Genomic DNA, 20,076 nt, shown 5'->3' on the forward strand with positions numbered 1-20,076 from the left:
TGATGGAAATCGCGCCCTGGCGCAAGGGAGCAATGATCACGGCGGGACTTTTCGGTCAGTGGATGCGCATCCAATTTATCGGACTTCCCGTACGCCATGCCTCACCTTGTGCGCACAGCGACAACCTGAAGTCGGGGAATTTCGTGATGCCTTTCCCCACTCAGGATCAACGATTGCAGTGCTGAGACGCGCAACCTCCTGTCCGTCATTGTCGAATCGCCCTGTTTTTGTGTTTTCTCCACCTCACCACCATGGAAAATCCTGGGTGGCTGGGAGAGGCGAATGTCTAAAGTTCAGTCAGTAGTACAGCAGTCGCTCAGTTGGCTTGCCGTGAAGGTCTGTTGCGTCTCGAAAGCGGGCACTGACAGGCAGATACAACAATGTCCGTTAAGGCCGAGCAGTGTGAATTGGCCTTCCGACCGGTTCCGAAGTACAGCAGTCGTTCAAATGACAGCATATCTGGGTGGACGTGTGACCGCAATAGGTTCTATCCTGCCGTTGCCAGCCCAGTGACCACCGGCAACTCTTGGCACATTGTACTCGATCAGAATCTCAAATTGCCTGCTCCAAAGCGGTCGCTCAGAGTTAATTGAGTATAGATGGGCGTGACCGTTAGCGTTGGTCTAACAGTCCATCGTAAGGGCTGCATATGCTATCGTGCGTCAAGCCGAACCTGGAAAATGAATGTCTCAAGACATGTGCAATTAAAAGTGGGACAATGAACGGCAATGGTAAAGTTTCTCGGTCTTCCTTGATACTTGGGTTTTTTGGAAAACTGTGAAGGGGTATCGTTACCTTGGTTTGTTCTGAAAGGATGTGGGAGGTGAAAATGCTGAACGATGATTTTACGCTGGGGTGTATTGCTGCTGTTACCAGTGCTTTTTTGGCTCTTGTTATCAGTTTTTTCATGGTCAGGTATTTGAACCGGAAGACACTTGAACGAAAACTTAAAAATCGGATTCACGGCTCCATTTAACACGGAAAATATTGCGCGGTATCGTGAAAGGGGCGGGCGCCACCCCAGATAGTCCGTTTCTCTTCCATTCTTGTGACGATAATCAAGATAACTGTCAAGAGAAGGATGCCTCAGCAAGCCCAAAGGCGTAGTTGGCGGTTTTATTGAGGGGCTTCCAGACTCCGTTTGGCCAGTAAGGCTTTTTCTCTTTTCTGACGGATCTGCTTATTGAAATGACGCACCATAAAAATGCTCATAACGAGTATCAGAACCTCCATCGCAATAACTATGATTCCGCCCTTTTCAAAAACGTCCATAGTGCCCCCCCACATATCACAAGACAATCCAATGGGTACGTTGTAGCCCGATTGTCTGGCACTGGTTAATCTGATAACCAGTGCACATGCTTGCCGACTTGCCCGCCATGCTAGCCCGCCGTACCAGTACTTTGCGGCACCAGCCCATTCATTGATCACCAAAGTGTTTTACGCCTTCAATGGGATAGATTCTACCTGATAGGGTTTCCCACCCTTAAGTTTTTCGTGGTAATTTCCCCATCCTGATTCCTTGGGGGCACACCGGCGCATCAGTTCATCCTGTCCTGTGAATTGATCGAGGCCGGAAAGAAGAATAGCTTCCCGCATCCTCGGTTTGCGGATACCTAACCAATCGGGAGCATGGGCATGGCAGGTGAGACAGTGCAACAATGCCTCGTAATGCTCCCTTGGTAGATTGTGGACGGGGTGTTTGGCATATGCTGCCGCAATCCATTCCACCACCGTCACTCGGTGTCCCAGTAATTTTCCACGGTCCGTCAGGACCCAGTCTCCCTTGGGGGAGAGTTGGTACTCATCTGCCTTGCCTGCATCATGGAGCAACCCCACCAAGATAGCCAAGGCTTCCTTTCTGGGATCTGGTTCTTTGAGGGCAGCGCACATCATTTGAGCCAACTCAATGCTATGAATCAGGTTGCCGTTGTCATAATTGTGATGAGCATTCATGGAGGACGGCCCCATGCAGAACCTTCTAAACCGGTCTCCGTTCCAAAAAATAGCGTTGAACAGGAAGCGATAGGGACGAGGCAACTCATCCAGCAAAGTGATGGCTTGATGGATTATTGTGCGGTCCTTGATCCAGAATACCCACAACCAGAGGGCACCATCCTGAACAGGTTTTCCTCGGGTTCTGGGTGTTCCATCAGAACGAGCCTGGAAATCTGAAGCGCACCGTTAATTGAGGTAGGTCTGGTTTTCCAGCGGGGTGAAACCAGGGAAAACGGTCGCAGCCTGATATCCGGTTGATTCCTGGTCCACTCAACCTTGATGGCTGCCTTGTCATGGTATAGGTGTGCCGTGTACCGTATGCATCGTTCTTCCTGCCGATGGGTGACCGAGGTCAGCCGAAAAATATAAGGCATCCCCTCGGTACATGGTGCAGTGACCCTATTGGTCATGGGGTTTTCGATTTCAGGGAACGGAAAAATATTGGGGTTAATCATGGCACACCTCGTCTTGGACGGTATTGGAACCAGAAGCAGCGGGATTGGTCTGGGCGACAGCGGGTAGGTTTTGCATCAGCAAACGCTCGAAAGCGCTGCCATCCTGCCGGGTCAGGTTGGGGACATAGCGAGAGTAGACACGGAACAACATTTCCGTGGTGGTATGCCCCATCTGCCGTGCAATCCACTCAGGGTTTTCTCCAGCGGCAAGCCATAGAGTGGCCGCGGTATGGCGACACTGGTAGGGTCGGCGCGGAGATAGCCCCAGATTCCTCAGCAGTGGTACCCAAACCCGGTTGGTCACATTTTTATTGTCCAAGGGTTTCCCCAGAGTATTGCAAAACACATAAGGCGAAAGGTGCCTTGTTGACTTTTCTTGCGACTTAAGGGCATCGAAGACCACCTGTGACAACTGGATATCTCGCTGGGAACTGTCGTTTTTGGTGTATTCTTCCTCCCCGGCCACGATGGTTTCCCTGACCATGATCACTCGTCGCTCAAAATCCACAAACTTCCATTTGAGACCATTGAGTTCGCCACTGCGTAGCCCTGTGAAAAATCGTACCGTGAAGTAATTCCTGTAATCAGCGCGAACATGATCCAGCAATGACCTGACCTGATCCAGTGTGAAGGGATCAACATCCGTCCGTTTCACTTTGAGTTGTTTGATATTCTGGAAAGGTGTGCGAAAATTGAACCGGTCGGCGGCTTCATTGACGATTTGCCTCAACAAATTTGTGATCTTGTTGATGCGTCGGTTGGACAGCGTAATATTCTTTCCCCGTCCCTGGGCTTTGGCGAGATCAGCACGGTAGGAAAGAATGTCTGACTTGGTGATGTTGCCGACTTCCTTGTCGCCGAAAGAGGGAATAATCCGACTGTTCAGGTCATATCGAATGCCCTTGCGGTGACTGTTCCTCCATTCAACCTCCTTTTCTGCGTACCATACATTGGCGAAGTCCCTCATGAGCGGGGTGTTCGAAGTTCCGTTGCTTTCGGTCAACAGGTTGGAGGTCGGTGGTTGTGAGCAAGGGGACGCGGTTTGAAGCGTAGCATCAAATTTGGGCGCGTTTTTGCTGTTCGGGAAGTACTTGCGATACTCAAAAGCGCCTGATTTAATCTCTACCTCGATACGGTCGAGCAGGGATTTAACCTTTTTTCGGTTAGTCACATTATCCTTCAGAGCCGTCTGTTCACGGCACCGGACTCCTTTGTAATAGAAATCCAGGATAAGGCAGTTGCTTTCCTTGCGAATTTGAATACTAGCCATGGCACACCCCCCCATCTGCCATGGGAATGCCGAAAGTGGATGTGCAGGATGCAATCATATCGCGCTCAATGGTCTCCCAGATGTAGAGTATCTTGCGTCCTCCAAAGGGGCGGAAATAATGGATCCCTTCGATCAATACGCTGTCGATCAGACATTCGCGAATGGTTCTTGGGTCGTAGTGGATGCGTTCAGCTAAGGTTTCGGTTGTTAAATATGTTTTTGACATGGTGTTCTCCGAAAAATAAGTTAAGTTTGGATGTTAGAATGGCATCGTGGGTTAACTAATGTCATCCTAAGTGACATAATACATCGAAAAATGACATATTGCAAGAATATTTGTCGTTTAGGATGAAAATATTTTACGGAGGGAGAAAAAATGATCAGATGTCATCTGTCACGTTTGATGGGTGAACGGAAATTAAAGATTTCGGATGTGGCACGACAAACAGGGCTACACCGGAATTCAATTACCCTTCTTTACAACGAAACGGCTACCCGAGTGGATATGGAAACGATTGACGCCTTGTGTCGATTGTTTCAATGCAAGGTGGGCGACCTCTTGGAATTTATCTCCGAAGATCAATAAGCCCCAACGAAGGCGGAATCGGCGACTCTGGCGCCTGAGATTCGTTCTCCATGGTCACGGTGGCTTTAGGTCAAAATGGTAGGGTTCCGGGTCGCTCATATTTCGACATAGTCACGGCATAGTCACCGTTTGGTCACCGGATGGTCACGGAAGAAATTTTGCGTTTGGACATGACCTTTGGTCACCTGACCCAAAGTCAGTTTTGGCGCGCTCGACAGGAATCGAACCTGTGGCCTTTGGCTTCGGAAACCAACGCTCTATCCAACTGAGCTACGAGCGCATGTTCTGGAATAAACTGGAACATACTGATGTTAAACAGTTATTTTTATGATTGTACCACAACTCCAGTTGAACGCCATGAGGCGCATGAAAACAACCAGAAAGCAATAGGAAAACATGGTCACGGGCGTACAAATGCGACTTATACTCATAAACCTCGAATGACCTTTGGCTTCGGAAACCGATACTCTATCCAACTGAGCTACGAGCGCGTGATGTGATCAACTAGAACACACTGATTTTAAACAGTGATTCCATCATTCTACCATTTACGGTGAAAAAATTGGGGATTTTTTAATATTCGGGAGAGGAACTTACTTGTCTGTCTGGCTGAAAAAACGTAGGTTTCCAATGAATCAGTTCATCGGCCTTCATGGGGTAGGCAACATGATAGCCTTGTCCGGCTTGGCAGCCCAATTCGAGAAGTAATCGGTATTGTGAAGGGTTTTCGATGCCTTCCGCCACGGTTTGGCAATCAAAGGCGCTGGCCAGGGAAAGAATGCTCTGGATGATGGCACGATCCGTAGCACTGGAAACCATGTCGCGCACAAAACTTTGGTCGATCTTCAGTTCGCTCACAGGTAACTGCCTCAGATAGGCCAGGGAGGAATACCCCGTGCCAAAGTCATCCAGTGCGACACCAATACCCAGATCACGACAGGAGTGGATGATTTCGCCCACTTCCTGAATATTGTCCAGAGAAAGCGTTTCCAGAATTTCCAGATTCAGAAGACGAGGGGGAATACGGGAATGAGCCAACACCTGATTCGTCAGATGATGGATAAAATTGGGACGTTCCAGATGATGGGGTGAAATGTTGATGCTGATGGGGATTTCGCGTCCCTGTGCTTGCCATTGACACAGTTGGGTGAAGGCCTGGGCGATGACCCATTCGCCCACTTGGCTATCCAGATGGGTTTGACTGATGTACGGGAGAAATTCCTGAGGGGAAAGCACTCCACGTTCGGGATGATTCCAGCGAATCAGGGCTTCCACCCCCAGTAGTTGTCCGCCGGACAGATCCACCTTGGGTTGATAGAGAAGAAACAATTCCTCATTCTCCAGTGCATGCTGGAATCGTTTACGAAACTCCTGTTGCTGGCGCAGCAAGGCATCCATTTCAGGGTCATAGATCTGAATCTGATTTTTGCCTGACTGTTTGGCGCTGTACATGGCTTGATCGGCGTGGCGCAACAGGGTATCAGGGTCACTGGGGTCGAGGGGGTAGACCGTAATGCCCAGACTGGCGCTGAGGGTGACGGGAGGCGTGTCATTCAGGGTGACCGGAAGCGCCAACTGGCTCAATAAGCGCTGCAGGGTGGCCAGGGATTCCTGAGCCTCCCGGTAACCGGTCAGTAGCAGAACAAACTCGTCTCCGCCCAGGCGCGCAACCGTATCCCCTTCCCGCAGGAGATTTTTCATGCGCTGCGCCATCTCGATCAGAACCTGATCACCAATCTCATGACCGAGAGAATCGTTGATCTGTTTGAAGCCGTCCAGATCCAGATAACCCACCACCAACAGACGTTGAGAGCGGGACGACAAGGCCAAAGTCTGTTGCATGCGGTCGGCCAGCAATACCCGATTGGGCAAACCCGTCAGAGGATCATAATGTGCGATGCGTTCCAGTTCCCTTTCATGGTTCTTGAAATTGGTGATGTCGGTAAATACTCCTACGTGGTGAAGTACCCGTCCCTGTGCATCCCGGATCAGTGAGATGGACAGGAGTTCTGCATAGATTTCTCCGGACTTCTTACGGTTCCACAGTTCTCCACGCCAATTTCCTTTTTCATGAAGCGTTGACCAAAGGTTCTGGTAAAACTGCTCGTCCTGTTTTCCCGATTTCAGGAAACTGGGCGTGTGCCCCAGCACTTCATCCCGAGAGTACCCTGTAATGGTGGTGAAGGAAGGATTGACGTCCAGGATGCGGTTCTGGGGATCGGTAATGAGAATGCCATCCAGACTGGTGTTGAAGACATTGGCATTGATCCGCAGTTGGGTTTCGACGCGTTTGCGCTCGGTGATGTCATTGAATACGACGAGAGAGCCTGGGCGGCCATTGAAGGTGACCGCAAGGTTGGCAACTTCCGCATCAAAGGGGGTCCCATCACGGCAGAGCAATTTTTCTTCGATGACCGGATTATTGGTCCCCTTTTCGAGGGTTGCAGTTGCTCGCTTCATGACGATATCTCGATAGTCGGGGTGAACCAGATCGAGCACAGGGAGTTCCAGCAATTCTTGCGCCGAGGCTGCATTGAACTGTTGTACCGCCTTCTGGTTGGCAAGGCACACTTTGCCCTCCTGATGAATCAGAATACCGTAAGGGAGGTACTCGATGAGGCGACGGAACTCTTTCTCCCGGTGCGCCAACTGAGTAGTGAAATTCTTGAGTTCGGAAATGTCATAGAACCAGCCCAGCACGGCATCCTGGTCATGAAACTGGATAGGCATGTAAGACGCAAACACGGTGACCTGATCCTTGCCTGGAATTTGCAACCTGATTTCCCGATTCAGGACGTTATGCCCCTGCACCAATTCTTCCAGAATGTTTTCGTACTCTTCGGGGCATTCATAGTAGCGTTGAGGGTTATCGCCCATGGCGGCGGGATTATGAATCAGCCGGGCATAACTGGGATTATGGAAAACGACTTGCCGCCCTTGATTGATCGCAATGCGCACGGCAATGGGACTGACGTTGAGGATGTCGAGAAGGCGTCGTTCATTCTCCTGCATCCGTACCTGTGCTTCCCGTTGGGCAGTGATGTCGTTGCCGATGGTAACCAGAAAAAAATTACCCCACTCATCCCGGATGACGGTATTGTTCCATTCGAACCAGCGGATCAGGCCCTGACGACTGACCCAGGGAAGAATAAACTGCTGTGTATCGGGGATGGTCAAGGATTCAAAAAACCGAGCGCGGACAGCGGCATGATCTTCTGTTTCAGTAAAACGTGCCCAGAAAAAGGGTTCCCGGCGGACCTCTTCAAACGGATAACCTGTGAATTGTTCGGCCGCATGGTTGAAGCGCACGATCAATCCTTCTTGATCGATGACCAGAATCAGCGGTGCAGCCAAGTCCAGAATGGTTTCGGTAAAAAGTTTTCCGGTGCCAGGGCCGCGCCCCCGTTCCACGCCTTCCGAAGCATTGAGTGACCGATTATTCATGATAGGTAACAAACTCCTTCCCTCCCGTCCAGTATACCCTTGCGAGCAGAATATTGTCTTGGAGAGTACCAATTATACGATCCGGTCATTCCTCGAACATTGGGGGAAATTTTGAATGATCGCACAGAGGAACTTTACTGCCGGGACGGGATCCCACCCACCATGGGTGTATAGTGGACTGCTGTAAGGGGAGGTATCATGTGCAATTGCAATCGCAATGTCGGTGGAATGGATCGGGTGTTACGGATTGTGGTGGGGCTGGTGTTGATCGGCCTGGCCGCCACGCATACGGTGGGTGTGTGGGGATGGATTGGGGTGGTTCCGCTCCTGACGGGGGCCATAGGCTGGTGTCCGGCCTATCTTCCCTTCGGGATCAAGACCTGTCGCACCAAATCTTGAATCGAGGGATTCTCACATTCCAAGCAGGGCGTTGAGGCGGTTCGTATCACAGTGAGCAGCGATCAGGTCGGCGAGGCGTTCCAGATCGCTGTGACGTCTTTCTTGGCGACTGGGTGCGGTTTTCGAAGATGTTAATCCTGCCCAGTTCAAAAGTGTCCCTCGTGTCTCGGGGTGGTCGAACAGTCCATGCAGGTAAGTTCCGAGGAGTTGATCGTCCTCACTCAGGGTTCCTTCTCCTTCACGTTGCGAAAAATTTGACGGGGGATCTGACTCTGTGGGATCGTTTTGGCTCAGAAGAAAAGCGGGCCGTTTTAACGCTGGACCGTGACTGATGCCCGCGTGAATTTCGTATCCTTCCACGGGAACCGCGGGTGCCCAAGTGCAGTACCCAGTCCGGTGACGGAGAATTTTATGGGGACCCAGGGTGGTTTCCAGGTCCAGCAGACCCAACCCGGCACTGGACCCTGCGCTTCCTTCCAATCCCAGAGGATCATGAAGGATCTTCCCCAGCATCTGAAGGCCCCCACAGATTCCGATGACTTTGCCTCCATAGCGCAGATGTTGATGCAGTTTCGATTCCCAACCCTGGGCACGGAACCAGTCCAGATCCGAGGCTACGGCTTTGGAACCGGGCAGGCAGATCAGATCTGATGCAGGAAAGGATTGCCCCGCTCCGATGAAATGCAGATTCAAATCCGGAAGCAGACGCAATGCGTCAAAATCTGTGGCATTGGAAATGCGCGGGAAGGCGGGGACAACGATGTGTCCTCCGGAGACCGGGGGACGATCTGCCTTCGGCAAGGCATCCTCTGCGTCCAGAAAAAGATCGGTCAGGTAAGGGAGGACCCCCAGGACGGGTAATCCCGTTTCCCGTTCCAGCCAGTCCAGACCGGGTTTCAAAAGGGTCAGGTCGCCGCGGAAGCGATTGATGATGAAGCCTTTTACTCGTGCCCGCTCCGCTGGTGCAAGGAGCGCCAGGGTTCCGATCAGGTGAGCAAAGACTCCACCCCGGTCAATGTCGGCCACCAGCAGGACAGGGCAATCCACGGCTTCTGCAAACCCCATATTCGCGATGTCGTTTTCCCTGAGGTTGATTTCCGCAGGAGATCCCGCACCTTCCACCAGCACCACTTGATGTTGTTGTGCAAGACGTTCATGCGCGGCCACTACGATGGGGAGAAGTTCGGCCTTGTAGTTCTGATAGGCACCGGCTTTTAAGTGAGCAGCCACTTTTCCCAATACGATGACTTGTGCCCCCTGATCGGTGACGGGTTTGAGCAGAACGGGATTCATGTCGACATGGGAAGGGATGCCACAGGCGATAGCCTGAAGTTCCTGAGCCCTGCCGATTTCACCCCCTGCCGCTGTGACGGCGCTGTTGAGAGCCATATTCTGGGGTTTGAAGGGGGCTACGGAGATACCCTGACGTTTCAGCCAGCGTCCCAGTGCGGCGACGACCGTACTTTTGCCCGCATCGGAGGTGGTGCCTTGAATCATCAGAGAGCGCGCGCGTGTCATGACATTCCGGTTCCGAATTTGAAACTTGAAAGTCCCTTGGCCAGATGCTGCCAAGCCAACTCGTTTCCAGGCAGTCCGAAGCGTATCCCGTAATTTTTCGGGAAGTTTCGCACCCAGATGCCTTGGTGGGCCAGATGATCCTGCAGGCGTTGTGCCTGGGAGGCCATGACCCACTGGAACAGTGGAGTGCCCCCCTGGGGGGGGAACTGACTGTGAACCAGTAATTCGTGTAAGCGCTCACTTTCTCTGATCAGTTTGTGCCGCATGGATTCTTGCCATGAAATATCGCGCAAAGCCTGGATGGCTAACCATCGGGAAGGAGCGGAAATCGTCCAAGGACCCAGGGCGTCTTCCAGATCTTCAAGAAAAGAGGGAGAGGCGCCGACAAAACCGACACGGGCACCTGCCAGACCAAAAAATTTGCCCAATCCGCGCAGCACGATCAAACCCGGTGGCAGTGCCTTTTGCGCGAATCTTGGAAGCGTGGAGAGTAGGCTATCCGTTGGCGTGGCATCCATGAAGGCTTCATCTACGATCAGCCAGCCCCCGCGCGCCGCAAGTTCCGCATGCCAGGCCCATAACTTGTGCAGCGGGGTCACTTCCCCGGTGGGATTATTGGGATTGACCACCACCAGAACATCGATAGACGATAAATCCTGCCCTGCACTCCAGGGAATGACCTCATGACCCTGTCTGGCCCAGCAGGCCGCATGTTCGGCATAGGTGAGGGGCTGTATGGCAACGCGACTGTAGGGACGCAGGGTGGGCAGCATTTGCAAGGCGGCTTGGGTGCCTGCTACGGGTAATACTTGAGGGAACCCAAAATAATGGCAGGCAACTTTTTTCAGGTCGTCGTCCATGTTTGGCAGACAGTGCCACAATTCGGCGGGAATGGAAGGGATGGGCCAGGCGTGGGGGTTGATCCCGGTGGACAGATCGAGCCAGCGACCGGCGGGGCGTCCGAAGCGTTGAACGGCCAGAGTCAGATTTCCGCCATGTTCAAGCATGGGTGAACAGGTGCCAAAGTGCGGGCATCCAGGTTACGGACACGGCCACGAGGATCCAGAGGAGGGCACCGTGGCGTACGAGATTCAAGGTGCGGTCGATATCGTTGCGTTGTGGCGTGTGTCCGCAGCCTAAACGAGGCCGTTCATGCCATACCCCCCCATATTGGGCTCGTCCTCCCAATCGGATGTTCAAGGAACCCGCACCGGCAGCCATGACCGGCCCCGCATTGGGACTATCCCAAAGGGGGGCTTGTTGATGCCAACAGGCAAGAGCCTGAGGGAATTCTCCCAACAAGGCGTAGGTCAATGCGGTGAGACGGGCCGGCACCCAGTTTAGGATGTCATCGAAACGGGCGGCGGCCCAGCCAAAGTGAAGATAACGCGCCGACTTGTAGCCCCAGGTGGCATCCAGAGTGTTGGCCAGTCGGTAAAGAATCACACCGGGGGCTCCGCCCACCCAGAACCAGAACAGGGCTCCGAAGACCCCGTCGTTCCCATTTTCCAGGACTGACTCACAGGTGGCCGGAAGAATCGCCAGAGTGGCTTCATCCCGGCTGACGATGGCTGCGGTGGCTCGTCGCGCCGCCTTGTCGTCCTGACGGTCGAGGGCCTGGTAAATGGGGCGCACATGATCGTGCAGGCTGCGTAATCCAAGGGCAAAGTAGAGTGCCCAAAGGGAGAAGGCTGTGCCCCATCCATGGGCGAGATGACCCAAGATCACACTGGTTCCCACGGGCGGTGCAAGGGTCATGACCAAGGCGAGAACGCCCCGCAGACGGCTGGGTGCATAACTGTGGCGTTCCACCCACGCCGCCCAATGGCCAAACCCCACCAAAGGATGCCAATGTTTCGGCTCACCCAGCAGACCATCCAGGATGAGGGCACCTGCCATCAGGGAGGAGGGGTGACTCAGAAGATCAGGCATCATGGCTCAATACGCGGGAGGGGTTCCCCCCACACCGGCGGGCCAGTAATTTTCGAAGAGAACCTCATCGAGGCGCAGGCGTTGTCCCCAGCCCGTGCTTTCCAGCAAGGGGCGCGCATAGAATTCGTTGACCTGACCAATGCATAACAGGGCGACGGGACGGGCACCCGGGGGCAATGCCAGGAGTTGGGCGAGGTCCTTCGGATCGAAGAAAGAGACCCAGCCCAGGCCAATGCCTTCTGCACGGGCGGCCAGCCACATGTTCTGGATGGCGCATCCCACGGAGGCAAGGTCCATGTCGGGCAGGGTACGGCGTCCAAACAGATGTCGTTCTCGTTCGGGCATCAACACGACTGCCAAAACCTCGGCGCATTCCCCCAGACCCTCTACCTTCACTTTCAGAAAATCATCGGTGCGAGAGGGCAAGACTTGAGCCGTGGCCAGACGTTCCGCTTCCACCAACCGCCGGATGTTCTGACGTTGGGCAGGGTCCGTGATACGAATGAAACGCCAGGGTTGCATATAGCCCACGGAAGGGGCGAGGTGGGCGGCCTCCACCAGACGTTCGAGTAACCCGGCAGGCAAAGGATCGGGCAAAAAATGACGCATATCGCGACGTTCGCGCAAGGTACGCCAGAGCGCTTCCCGTTCGGTCGGCGTATAGGCGTGGGGCAGAAGGGTATCTTCACAGGGTGGCGAGACGGGAGTCATAGGGCTTTTCCCAGAAAAAATTGCGCAGCCGCACGGGGATTGGAAGGAAAATAACTGTGCAGATAGGTGGCTGTCAGACCCTTTGTGCAGTACACCGCTTCCCCTTCCTCGTTTCTGGCATTCTGAGCATGCGAGGTGGGAAGTAACGTTGTCTCGAAGCGAGAGTAATGAAAAGTATGGCCGCGCAATTCTCCCTGAGGGGTCTGCAAGGATTGTAGACCCAGGGCGACCAGGCGGGGTTGAACAGTGGCTTCGCCTGGAATGAGGCCCACCAGATCGGCACAGTCCCCTTCTTTCGAGGTCAGCCGTTGTGCCAGGTAGGTCATGCCACCGCACTCCGCCAGGATGGGTTTGCCGGCTTCATGGTGTTGACGGATGGTGGCCATGCAGTGGGAATGTGCAGCGAGAGACTTCAGATGTAATTCCGGATATCCGCCAGGTAACCACAGTGCATCGCAGGAGGGCAGGAGCTCTCCTTGCAGCGGGGAAAAAAAGGATAACTGCGCGCCCAGGGTACGAAGCAGAGAGAGGTTGGCGGGATACAGGAACGAAAAGGCGCGATCTTGGGCGATAGCAATGCGCAGGCCCTCCAGCCAACGCTCGGGAGGTGCCGAAGGGGTGGGGGCCGGGAAGGTTATGGAAGGTAACTTGTGGAAGCAGCGCAAGGTTTCGGGGAGAGCTTGGGCTGCATGGGTAAGGCGTGCCTTCAGGTCGGGCACTTCGGCGGCTTGTACCAGCCCAAGGTGGCGTTCCGGCAAGGTCAGGGCAGGATCGCGTGCAATGGAACCCTGCCAGGCGAGGGAGGTGGGTAAACTGGAAGCCAGCAACTGGGCGTGGTGGAGACTACCCACGCGGTTGGCCAACACTCCGGCAAAGTTGAGACGCGCATCATAGTTCTTCAAACCCAGGGCCAGAGCACCAAAAGTCTGGGCCATGGCCGAGGCATCCATGATCATCAATACAGGAAGCCCGAGGAGTGCGGCGAGATCTGCCGAGGAAGGAATGCCATCGAACAGACCCATGACACCCTCCACCAGAATCAGGTCGGCATCCTGGGCGGCTTCTGACACCTGCTGACGGCATGCTTCCTTACCCATCATGAAGAGGTCGAGGTTGAGCACGGGATGTCCGCTGGCCTCACTTAAAATCATCGGGTCCAAAAAATCCGGACCGGTCTTGAATACGCGAACCCGTTGCCCTTCTTGGTGGTGGTGCCAGGCCAGGGCGGCGGTGATCAGGGTTTTTCCTTGTCCCGAGGCAGGTGCGGCAATGAACAGGGCGCGGGTCATGGCCTAGAGGTCGATTCCCGGTTGCGCCATGATGCCCGCACGAAAGGCATGCTTCACATCGGCAATTTCGCTGACCGTGTCTGCAGCCGCACACAAGGCATCGGGGGCCGCGCGCCCCGTTACCACTACATGTTGATGGGCGGGCCGGGAAGCAATGACGGACAGGACTTCTTCCAGCGACAGATACCCATACTTGAACAGGTAAGTCATTTCGTCCAGAATTACCAGATGGATGGCTGGGTCGCTCAGGGCTGCGCGTGCCTTGTCCCAACCTGCTTGAGCTGCGGCAATATCCCGTTCCCGACTCTGGGTTTCCCAGGTAAAGCCCTCTCCGCATTGTTCCCATTGAAGGTTGGCCTGACGCTGAAAGAAGGTCTGCTCACCCGTGTCGCCCTTTCCCTTGATGAACTGGAATACGGACACTGTCATGCCGTGGCCTAGCGCCCGGGCGACCATTCCGAAAGCCGAACTGGATTTGCCCTTGCCATTCCCGGTCAGGACCAGAAACACCCCCCGCTGTTCACTGGCGCGCGCAATGGCGGCATCCACCACAGCCTTCTTTCTGGCCATGCGTGCTGTATGATTTTGAGAACGTTCACTTTCTTCATTCATTGAAAACCCCATGGTAAAAAAATCCTTTCCCCAAGGAAGAGATTCCCTCAAGGTTTATAGGGAAATACCGTGGGAAATGAAAGTCCCATGAGCCGCCGGTTGAAATGACATCATCAGCCCGAACACTGCCTCCCCGCAGTATTTCCGATGCGCCAGAACATCTGGCGACTTGATGCGAGGGGCCGGTCTCCGGGCTCGTTTCCTAACTTCACCGTCTTCCCGGTTCTGCGGCGTTAACCAACAGGACCAGTGACATGGGGGTGAAGCCTTCAAAACTTACCGTTGCGGGGGCAGCACAGGGTTTGCACCTGTTTCCCGTTTCACCCTTTCCGTGGACTCACGGGCGGGGCACCCCAAATGCGAAACAGATCACATTTGCAGGAAAAAATTATAGCATGGGCTCCAATTGGTTGGGTGGGCCGGGTAGGGGTATAATTTGACCCAACTGAAAATTATCTGTGGAGTGTATCGGAAATGAAGAAAAACCTATTGGGCGCAGGTTCGGGGTCTCTGCGAGTAAAACTCCCGATTCATTTTTCGCCAGAAGCATGAAAAAATCTATCCAGCAGACTTTCTCCTTCGAGATTGACCCTCCGGAGGAGAAAGAAACACACCGACCTACCCAGATGATGGAGGTAGTGGTTCAGAAATCCTTTGTGGGGAAGTCTCAAAGAGATTTCAAGAAACTGGTTCACCAGATCGATGAAAAGAAACAGATCTTGCGGCAGTGGCAGGAGTATAAACTGCGTCATCGTCAGCGAGTGATGGATGAAATCCTCCCTCTGCAGCGAGATATCCATTCGGCTCAGCGTGAAATGGTCTTGTTTATTCATGATATTTTGCGTCCTGAAGGAAGAAAACCACCAGGATTGCGTCTTGGAAAGGTGCAACAGCGCAAATTGACCTATGTGTTGCTGAATCTGTCGAACGGTTTGCTGGATGAAGCCCCCGAAGATCAGGAACTGGAAGGCATTCATGACGAATACTCGGCCATGAGTCGTGAAGAAACCCAGACCTTGGAAGAGAAGCAGGATCGCCTTATTTTCGAGGAATTGTTTGGGGTGGATTTGAGTGATTACGACGGTGAAGGGGATCTGATGCACTTCGCCCATCAAAAAATCCACCAGCAGAAACAGGCCGATGAAGAAAAACGGGCGGAGCGACACCAGAAAAAGAAGGCGGCCAAGTCTGCAAAACAGAATTCGGAAGAAAAGCCTTCTCTGAGCAAGAAAGAACAGGAAGTTCAGGAGGCCAGTTTGTCCGTGAAGGAGGTATATCGAAAATTGGCCAGCACATTGCATCCGGATCGAGAGAAGGACCCAGTGGAACGGGTTCGTAAGACGGAAATCATGCAAAAGGTAAACCAAGCCTATGCGGACAATGACTTGTTGACTTTGCTCAATTTGCAGTTGGAGATCGAACAGATCGACTCGGATCATATCCTGATGTTGCCTGAGGAGCGTCTTAAAATTTATATCCGTGTGTTGCGCAGTCAACTCGGAGAATTGGAACAGGAAATTCAGGGCGAACTGCGAGCCTTCCTGGATATGGGACCTTACTTTGGTGCGCTGACACCCGAGCGGATCGAACGGGAGTTTGATGCGGAAGTGGAACACCTGAAGGGGATACTTTTTCAGATCCGGCGTGACCTGAAAGAATTTAATGACCCAAGCATGTTGCGCCAGTGGCTCAAGGAGTTACCCGCCCATGGGAACTTTTTTGAGTAACTCTTGAGTAAGTGCTGCCATGAGTTTTTCTTTTGAGATCAACCAATGAAGGACGATCAGAACTTGGAAAGAGTGTTTGGGGGCAGAGTGTTTGCTTGATCCGGTGCTTTGGGGGTATAGTGAAGCCATGGACAAGTATTTCGCGGCGTTGGAGAGTAAGGTCGATCGGGTGGTGGACCAGTGTGATCGGTTGCGATCCGAGAACCAGCGTCTGCGTCAGGAGTTGATCGAACGTACCGAGGAGTTGCGTGCCATGTCTGCAAAGATGGAGGAGGCGCGATACCGGTTGCAGAAATTGATGGATCAGACGACGGAGGTGGCATGAACCGTCCTGTAGCCAAAGTTTTGGAAATCGTTATTTACGACCGCACCTATCGGGTCGCGTGTGAGGAGGGCCAACACCCCTTGTTGCAAGAGGCTGCGCTGGAACTGGATCGACGCATGCGTGAGGCGCGCAGTCATGCTGAGGTGGGGCCGGAACGTGCCGCCGTGATGGTGGCCTTGAATGCGGTATACGAGATGATGGAACAAAAAGTTGCCAGCAGTTGGGATGTGGGTGAAGTGAAGCATCGTATCAAGGCGGTTGAAGATCAGTTGGATCGGTGTTTTTTTGAGCAGATTAATTTGTTTTGAGTTTTCCCCTGGGGTGCTCGCGATGGTTCCGATTTTTTGAACCGATAAGCATCCAAGCCTGGTGATTGGCCCGAAGGAGACTGTTGTGCGCTGGATTTATCTCCGGTACCTGAAGTTTCCGGCAAATTGCCCTCTTTATTGAGTAGGGTTCAGGATGACGGCCAGACGGCATCACCGGGGGAACCATCTTTCTCATTCGATCATTTTCGTGACATTGGTTGGGGTAGAGACGGGTGGAGAGGGCGTTCAGCGCAGATCCTGCGCCGTGGTATAAGACACAACCGTATTGCGTCCCTGGGCCTTGGCTCGATACATGGCGAAGTCGGCCTGACGAATCAGATTCTCTGCGTCGATGGCATGGGTTTGGCAGAATGTCATGCCGATGCTGGCGGAAAGCGTCAAAGGCGAAACGGATTCCAATATAAAGGGGTCATTCAGGGTTTCGCGGATCTTTTCTCCTATCCCCAGAGCAGACAGCGGGTTTTCCACCCCCATGAGCAGGACGATGAACTCATCTCCTCCCAAACGGGCAATGGTGTCCGATTCTCGGACACAGGATTGCAGTCGGGTGGCCGTTTCCCGAAGGACCAGATCGCCGACATGGTGACCGAAATTGTCGTTGATGGGTTTGAAATGGTCAAGGTCCACAAAAAGCAGGGCAATTCCCGGACTTTCTCGGTTGAGGGAACGAATGGCCTGACTGAGGCGATCCATGAGCAAAAGTCGATTGGGCAATCCGGTCAAAGGGTCGGAGTAGGCGGTGAAGCGTAGATTCTGCAAGGCCGCATCCACCTGCGTCAAATCCCGCACAATGGCGATAAAGATCCAATCTCCAGGACTTTGTTCGACGGAGGTGAGAACCAGCGTGATGGGGAAGACTTCCCCATTTTTTCGTTTGCCCACCAACTCCCGGTTCTGGGAGGACGGAATGATTCCACCCCAGTCCAGAAAATGGCGAATATGCTGGTCATGATGGGTGCAATGGGGCTCAGGCATCAACAGGGTCACATTCTGGCCCAGGGCTTCAGCGCGGGTATATCCAAAAGTCAGCGTGGCCGCGCGATTGAACGAGGTGATCAGGCCATCGGTCGAGGCCATGATGACCGAGTCGAAAAGGTGATCCAGAACATGATCGAGTACCTTCTCCGCGTGGATCATCGGAGAACTTGACTTGTTGGTCTGGGGGTTCTTGTCGGTAGGGTTGCCGTGCGTCATATCACCTCCATCATGGGATATCAGACGATGACCGGTCCTTTGGGGCGGGACTTTCATACACGCACATCCTGTGTGCAGTTTCATTTTGTGCCAAATCTTGGTTTCGTACAATCCGTAAAGTCGATTACGGCACTGTCAGAAGAAACGCACTGGAATGAAAGGGGGGGGATTAGGAGTTATTGGGCGGGGTTTCGGAGACTTCTGAACATTCCATTTCCTTGGAGGAAGAGAAAAATTGCGTCTATCGGGCCTGGATCATCACTACAGGCGTCATGTGTCGAAACTGTTCTAAACCTCCCCATGGCTAAAGCGAGGGGATTCTCGCGGAGATGGGTTGAGCATGTGCGGGAAGAGAGGGGCCATAGTAGGCGCGGATGAAGTACAGGGGACGTTGTTTGCTTTCTTCGTACAGACGTCCGAGGTATTCTCCGATGATGCCCAAGGCCATCAACTGAACCCCGGCAAAAAACAGGATGGCCACCATCAGAGAAGGGTAGCCCTTGACGGAATTGCCATAAATCAGGGTATCGAGAATAACTTTGAGCGCGTACAGGAAGGTCAGGGAAGAGACTGCGAATCCCAGGTAGGAGGCCATGCGCAGGGGTACATGACTGAAGGAGGTGATGCCCTCGAGGGCAAAATTCCACAAACGCCAGAAATTGAATTTGCTGACGCCGGCCAACCGTTCCGGGCGCTCGTAACTGACGGACGTGACTTTGAAACCGACCCAGGCAAAGAGACCTTTCATAAAACGGCGGCGCTCGGGAAATTGGCGCAAAGCTTCCAGAATGGCGCGGTTCATGAGACGAAAATCTCCGGCATTTTCCGGGATAGGAACTTCACTCAGACGGTTGATGAGGGTGTAGAACCAATGGGCGGTGTGGCGTTTCAGCCAACTGTCGGTTTGTCGGCTGGAACGAGTCGCCAATACCATGTCATATCCGGCCCGCCATTGGTCAACCATGGCGGGGAGTAGTTCGGGGGGGTCCTGCAAATCGGCATCCATGGGGATGGCAGCATCGCCACGAGCTTCGAGGAGACCGGCGGTCAACGCGGCTTCCTTTCCGAAATTCCGGGACAGATCGAGAATGACCACCCTGGTATCCCGAGCGCGCAGGGCCAGTAATTGATTCAGGGTGTCATCGGTACTGCCGTCATTGATACAGACCAGTTCCCAGGAAAGTCCCATGGGCTCCAGGACATGACAGAGACGGTCGAAAAAAACCGTCAGATTCTGAGCCTCGTTGTGCATGGGTACCACCACAGAAAGAATCGGGGGTGTGGAGGTGGAAAGGTTTGACGTAGAATTCATGTTTTCAATTATACTGCGCTCCGAGACCGTTCATGTTCCTGGCAACCGAAAAGTTTAAGCGTATTTTGTTGTTTGCGGCAGCGGGAACCGTGGGGTTCGGTGTCGATGCGTTGACTGTGCAGGCCACCCATACATACTGCGGGTTGGTGGGCGCACAAGTTTTTGGGTTTCTTCTGGCGGTGACGGTGACCTGGGGGTTGAATCGGCGCTATGCCTTCGCAGGGCGAGGGAGCAAACGCTGGCTGGGGGAGTGGGCGCGCTACTTGATGGCCAATGGGTGGGGTGCGCTACTCAACAATGGCACCTATCTTCTGGCGATCTGGTTGAGTTCATGGTTGGCAGGTCATCCTGTTGTTGCGGTGGCGTTGGGTTCGCTGGCAGGGATGGGGGCGAACTATCTTGCGGCACAGCGATGGATATTTATTCATGCACCAACTACAAAAAAGCATTGACAACACTACGTCTCCTTGCCCATAATCACGGGTTCGTTTAGGAGGGGTTCCCGAGCGGTCAAAGGGATCAGACTGTAAATCTGACGGCTCTGCCTTCGAAGGTTCGAATCCTTCCCCCTCCACCAAAGGTTTAGAAAGACAGCAGACTCAAAAATATCGGGTTTGTGGCATGTTGAAGACGGTGTGCGGGTGTAGCTCAATGGTAGAGCAGAAGCCTTCCAAGCTTACGACGAGGGTTCGATTCCCTTCACCCGCTCCAACAGTTGAAAAGTTTTGGCCCATGTAGCTCAGTGGCAGAGCACTCCCTTGGTAAGGGAGAGGTCACCAGTTCAATCCTGGTCATGGGCTCCAAGTCTAAGACGATCATCAGCGGCGCAAGCCGAGATTTAGCGAGGGACATTATGGCAAAGAGCAAATTTGAGCGGACGAAGCCGCATGTGAATGTGGGGACGATTGGCCACGTGGATCATGGAAAGACGACGCTGACGGCGGCGATGACGGTGGTATTGTCGAAGAAGTTTGG

The 20,076-nt window shown here is 53.4% G+C and carries 19 protein-coding genes, 4 tRNA genes, 1 other RNA gene, 1 pseudogene and 1 riboswitch; of the genes and pseudogenes, 12 read left to right on the plus strand and 13 right to left on the minus strand.

The features are described 5' to 3' along the window. Nucleotides 1–185: pseudogene (locus tag IV91_RS15810) on the plus strand (IS701 family transposase); the annotation flags it as partial. A gap of 1,255 nt (nucleotides 186–1,440) precedes the next feature. Here the strand turns inward: IV91_RS15810 and IV91_RS16825 are convergent. The 3 genes from IV91_RS16825 to IV91_RS0108750 form a co-directional block, all read right to left on the minus strand. Continuing rightward, nucleotides 1,441–1,956, minus strand: coding sequence for a hypothetical protein (locus IV91_RS16825; RefSeq protein ID WP_051862407.1), 516 nt, complete (start codon nucleotides 1,954–1,956; stop codon nucleotides 1,441–1,443). Between the two features lie 489 nt (nucleotides 1,957–2,445). Beyond that, entirely contained in the window at nucleotides 2,446–3,723 is a 1,278-nt protein-coding gene (locus IV91_RS0108745; protein ID WP_035417547.1) for an Arm DNA-binding domain-containing protein, read from the minus strand. Continuing rightward, the gene (locus IV91_RS0108750; protein ID WP_031597675.1) at nucleotides 3,716–3,949 is read right to left on the minus strand and encodes a hypothetical protein; all 234 of its coding nucleotides are present in this window, start codon (nucleotides 3,947–3,949) and stop codon (nucleotides 3,716–3,718) included. Before IV91_RS0108750 ends, IV91_RS0108745 begins: the two co-directional genes overlap by 8 nt. Nucleotides 3,950–4,099: 150 nt before the next feature. Between IV91_RS0108750 and IV91_RS0108755 the strand changes: the two genes are divergently transcribed. After that, the gene (locus tag IV91_RS0108755) at nucleotides 4,100–4,309 is read left to right on the plus strand and encodes a helix-turn-helix domain-containing protein (RefSeq protein WP_031597676.1); all 210 of its coding nucleotides are present in this window, start codon (nucleotides 4,100–4,102) and stop codon (nucleotides 4,307–4,309) included. Between the two features lie 203 nt (nucleotides 4,310–4,512). Here the strand turns inward: IV91_RS0108755 and IV91_RS0108765 are convergent. Both IV91_RS0108765 and IV91_RS16830 read right to left on the minus strand, forming a co-directional pair. After that, nucleotides 4,513–4,589: transfer RNA gene (locus IV91_RS0108765), tRNA-Arg, on the minus strand. A gap of 293 nt (nucleotides 4,590–4,882) precedes the next feature. Beyond that, nucleotides 4,883–7,753, minus strand: coding sequence for an EAL domain-containing protein (locus tag IV91_RS16830; RefSeq protein WP_051862410.1), 2,871 nt, complete (start codon nucleotides 7,751–7,753; stop codon nucleotides 4,883–4,885). A 198-nt stretch (nucleotides 7,754–7,951) separates the two neighbouring features. Here IV91_RS16830 and IV91_RS0108775 point away from each other — a divergent pair, with 198 nt between their 5' ends. Further along, the gene (locus IV91_RS0108775; protein WP_031597678.1) at nucleotides 7,952–8,152 is read left to right on the plus strand and encodes a YgaP family membrane protein; all 201 of its coding nucleotides are present in this window, start codon (nucleotides 7,952–7,954) and stop codon (nucleotides 8,150–8,152) included. A 12-nt stretch (nucleotides 8,153–8,164) separates the two neighbouring features. Here IV91_RS0108775 and IV91_RS0108780 read toward each other — a convergent pair whose 3' ends face one another. The 6 genes from IV91_RS0108780 to cobO are packed head-to-tail and all read right to left on the minus strand — an operon-like array spanning nucleotide 8,165 to nucleotide 14,214. Further along, entirely contained in the window at nucleotides 8,165–9,670 is a 1,506-nt protein-coding gene (locus IV91_RS0108780; RefSeq protein ID WP_031597679.1) for a cobyric acid synthase, read from the minus strand. Beyond that, complete coding sequence (cobD, locus tag IV91_RS0108785) at nucleotides 9,667–10,677, minus strand: threonine-phosphate decarboxylase CobD (protein ID WP_031597680.1); 1,011 nt, start codon at nucleotides 10,675–10,677, stop codon at nucleotides 9,667–9,669. The genes IV91_RS0108780 and cobD overlap by 4 nt, the downstream gene beginning before the upstream one ends. After that, a complete protein-coding gene (locus IV91_RS0108790) occupies nucleotides 10,670–11,605 on the minus strand; it encodes a CobD/CbiB family cobalamin biosynthesis protein (protein WP_031597681.1) in 936 nt (311 codons plus the stop codon). The genes cobD and IV91_RS0108790 overlap by 8 nt, the downstream gene beginning before the upstream one ends. 3 nt (nucleotides 11,606–11,608) lie before the next feature. Beyond that, nucleotides 11,609–12,313, minus strand: coding sequence for a 5,6-dimethylbenzimidazole synthase (gene bluB / locus IV91_RS0108795; RefSeq protein ID WP_051862412.1), 705 nt, complete (start codon nucleotides 12,311–12,313; stop codon nucleotides 11,609–11,611). Beyond that, nucleotides 12,310–13,602, minus strand: coding sequence for a cobyrinate a,c-diamide synthase (locus tag IV91_RS0108800; RefSeq protein WP_031597683.1), 1,293 nt, complete (start codon nucleotides 13,600–13,602; stop codon nucleotides 12,310–12,312). Before IV91_RS0108800 ends, bluB begins: the two co-directional genes overlap by 4 nt. 3 nt (nucleotides 13,603–13,605) lie before the next feature. Next, nucleotides 13,606–14,214, minus strand: a complete 609-nt coding sequence (gene cobO, locus IV91_RS0108805; protein WP_031597684.1) for a cob(I)yrinic acid a,c-diamide adenosyltransferase — start codon at nucleotides 14,212–14,214, stop codon at nucleotides 13,606–13,608. A gap of 163 nt (nucleotides 14,215–14,377) precedes the next feature. Then, nucleotides 14,378–14,585: riboswitch (cobalamin riboswitch) on the minus strand. Between the two features lie 177 nt (nucleotides 14,586–14,762). Between cobO and IV91_RS16835 the strand changes: the two genes are divergently transcribed. From IV91_RS16835 to ssrS, 4 genes are all read left to right on the plus strand, one after another. After that, nucleotides 14,763–15,941: a J domain-containing protein gene (locus IV91_RS16835; RefSeq protein WP_150112438.1), complete on the plus strand. Its 1,179-nt coding sequence runs from the start codon at nucleotides 14,763–14,765 to the stop codon at nucleotides 15,939–15,941. Nucleotides 15,942–16,068: 127 nt separating this feature from the next. Further along, nucleotides 16,069–16,266, plus strand: coding sequence for a cell division protein ZapB (gene zapB, locus IV91_RS0108815; protein ID WP_150112439.1), 198 nt, complete (start codon nucleotides 16,069–16,071; stop codon nucleotides 16,264–16,266). Beyond that, nucleotides 16,263–16,574 carry a cell division protein ZapA gene (locus IV91_RS0108820; RefSeq protein WP_031597687.1) on the plus strand — a complete coding sequence of 104 codons (312 nt, stop codon included), beginning with the start codon at nucleotides 16,263–16,265 and terminating at the stop codon, nucleotides 16,572–16,574. Before zapB ends, IV91_RS0108820 begins: the two co-directional genes overlap by 4 nt. A 2-nt stretch (nucleotides 16,575–16,576) precedes the next feature. Continuing rightward, nucleotides 16,577–16,759, plus strand: a non-coding RNA gene (ssrS, locus tag IV91_RS17260) — 6S RNA. A gap of 61 nt (nucleotides 16,760–16,820) precedes the next feature. Here the strand turns inward: ssrS and IV91_RS0108825 are convergent. Further along, on the minus strand, nucleotides 16,821–17,789 hold the full coding sequence (locus IV91_RS0108825; RefSeq protein ID WP_160171555.1) for a sensor domain-containing diguanylate cyclase: 969 nt from the start codon (nucleotides 17,787–17,789) through the stop codon (nucleotides 16,821–16,823). 304 nt (nucleotides 17,790–18,093) lie between these two features. Continuing rightward, nucleotides 18,094–19,101 carry a glycosyltransferase family 2 protein gene (locus IV91_RS0108830; protein ID WP_051862418.1) on the minus strand — a complete coding sequence of 336 codons (1,008 nt, stop codon included), beginning with the start codon at nucleotides 19,099–19,101 and terminating at the stop codon, nucleotides 18,094–18,096. 32 nt (nucleotides 19,102–19,133) lie between these two features. Here IV91_RS0108830 and IV91_RS15820 point away from each other — a divergent pair, with 32 nt between their 5' ends. The 5 genes from IV91_RS15820 to IV91_RS0108855 all read left to right on the plus strand — a co-directional run. Next, nucleotides 19,134–19,553: a GtrA family protein gene (locus IV91_RS15820; protein WP_035417550.1), complete on the plus strand. Its 420-nt coding sequence runs from the start codon at nucleotides 19,134–19,136 to the stop codon at nucleotides 19,551–19,553. A gap of 40 nt (nucleotides 19,554–19,593) precedes the next feature. Beyond that, a tRNA-Tyr gene (locus IV91_RS0108840) sits at nucleotides 19,594–19,678 on the plus strand. Nucleotides 19,679–19,738: 60 nt separating this feature from the next. Beyond that, nucleotides 19,739–19,812, plus strand: a tRNA-Gly gene (locus IV91_RS0108845). Between the two features lie 17 nt (nucleotides 19,813–19,829). After that, a tRNA-Thr gene (locus tag IV91_RS0108850) sits at nucleotides 19,830–19,904 on the plus strand. Between the two features lie 50 nt (nucleotides 19,905–19,954). Further along, nucleotides 19,955–20,076: GTP-binding protein (locus IV91_RS0108855; protein WP_031597691.1), on the plus strand; the 122-nt coding region annotated here is incomplete at its 3' end.

It is taken from the genome of Ferrovum myxofaciens (genome assembly GCF_000735045.1).
Lineage (GTDB): Bacteria > Pseudomonadota > Gammaproteobacteria > Burkholderiales > Ferrovaceae > Ferrovum > Ferrovum myxofaciens.

Excerpts from the sequence above, each read along its gene's own strand:
- IV91_RS16825 (WP_051862407.1), bottom strand. The coding sequence starts at position 1,956 with ATGAATGCTCATCACAATTATGACAACGGCAACCTGATTCATAGCATT.
- IV91_RS0108745 (WP_035417547.1), bottom strand. The coding sequence starts at position 3,723 with ATGGCTAGTATTCAAATTCGCAAGGAAAGCAACTGCCTTATCCTGGAT.
- IV91_RS0108750 (WP_031597675.1), bottom strand. The coding sequence starts at position 3,949 with ATGTCAAAAACATATTTAACAACCGAAACCTTAGCTGAACGCATCCAC.
- IV91_RS0108755 (WP_031597676.1), top strand. The coding sequence starts at position 4,100 with ATGATCAGATGTCATCTGTCACGTTTGATGGGTGAACGGAAATTAAAG.
- IV91_RS16830 (WP_051862410.1), bottom strand. The coding sequence starts at position 7,753 with ATGAATAATCGGTCACTCAATGCTTCGGAAGGCGTGGAACGGGGGCGC.
- IV91_RS0108775 (WP_031597678.1), top strand. The coding sequence starts at position 7,952 with ATGTGCAATTGCAATCGCAATGTCGGTGGAATGGATCGGGTGTTACGG.
- IV91_RS0108780 (WP_031597679.1), bottom strand. The coding sequence starts at position 9,670 with ATGACACGCGCGCGCTCTCTGATGATTCAAGGCACCACCTCCGATGCG.
- cobD (WP_031597680.1), bottom strand. The coding sequence starts at position 10,677 with ATGCTTGAACATGGCGGAAATCTGACTCTGGCCGTTCAACGCTTCGGA.
- IV91_RS0108790 (WP_031597681.1), bottom strand. The coding sequence starts at position 11,605 with ATGATGCCTGATCTTCTGAGTCACCCCTCCTCCCTGATGGCAGGTGCC.
- bluB (WP_051862412.1), bottom strand. The coding sequence starts at position 12,313 with ATGACTCCCGTCTCGCCACCCTGTGAAGATACCCTTCTGCCCCACGCC.
- IV91_RS0108800 (WP_031597683.1), bottom strand. The coding sequence starts at position 13,602 with ATGACCCGCGCCCTGTTCATTGCCGCACCTGCCTCGGGACAAGGAAAA.
- cobO (WP_031597684.1), bottom strand. The coding sequence starts at position 14,214 with ATGAATGAAGAAAGTGAACGTTCTCAAAATCATACAGCACGCATGGCC.
- IV91_RS16835 (WP_150112438.1), top strand. The coding sequence starts at position 14,763 with ATGAAAAAATCTATCCAGCAGACTTTCTCCTTCGAGATTGACCCTCCG.
- zapB (WP_150112439.1), top strand. The coding sequence starts at position 16,069 with ATGGACAAGTATTTCGCGGCGTTGGAGAGTAAGGTCGATCGGGTGGTG.
- IV91_RS0108820 (WP_031597687.1), top strand. The coding sequence starts at position 16,263 with ATGAACCGTCCTGTAGCCAAAGTTTTGGAAATCGTTATTTACGACCGC.
- IV91_RS0108825 (WP_160171555.1), bottom strand. The coding sequence starts at position 17,789 with ATGACGCACGGCAACCCTACCGACAAGAACCCCCAGACCAACAAGTCA.
- IV91_RS0108830 (WP_051862418.1), bottom strand. The coding sequence starts at position 19,101 with ATGAATTCTACGTCAAACCTTTCCACCTCCACACCCCCGATTCTTTCT.
- IV91_RS15820 (WP_035417550.1), top strand. The coding sequence starts at position 19,134 with ATGTTCCTGGCAACCGAAAAGTTTAAGCGTATTTTGTTGTTTGCGGCA.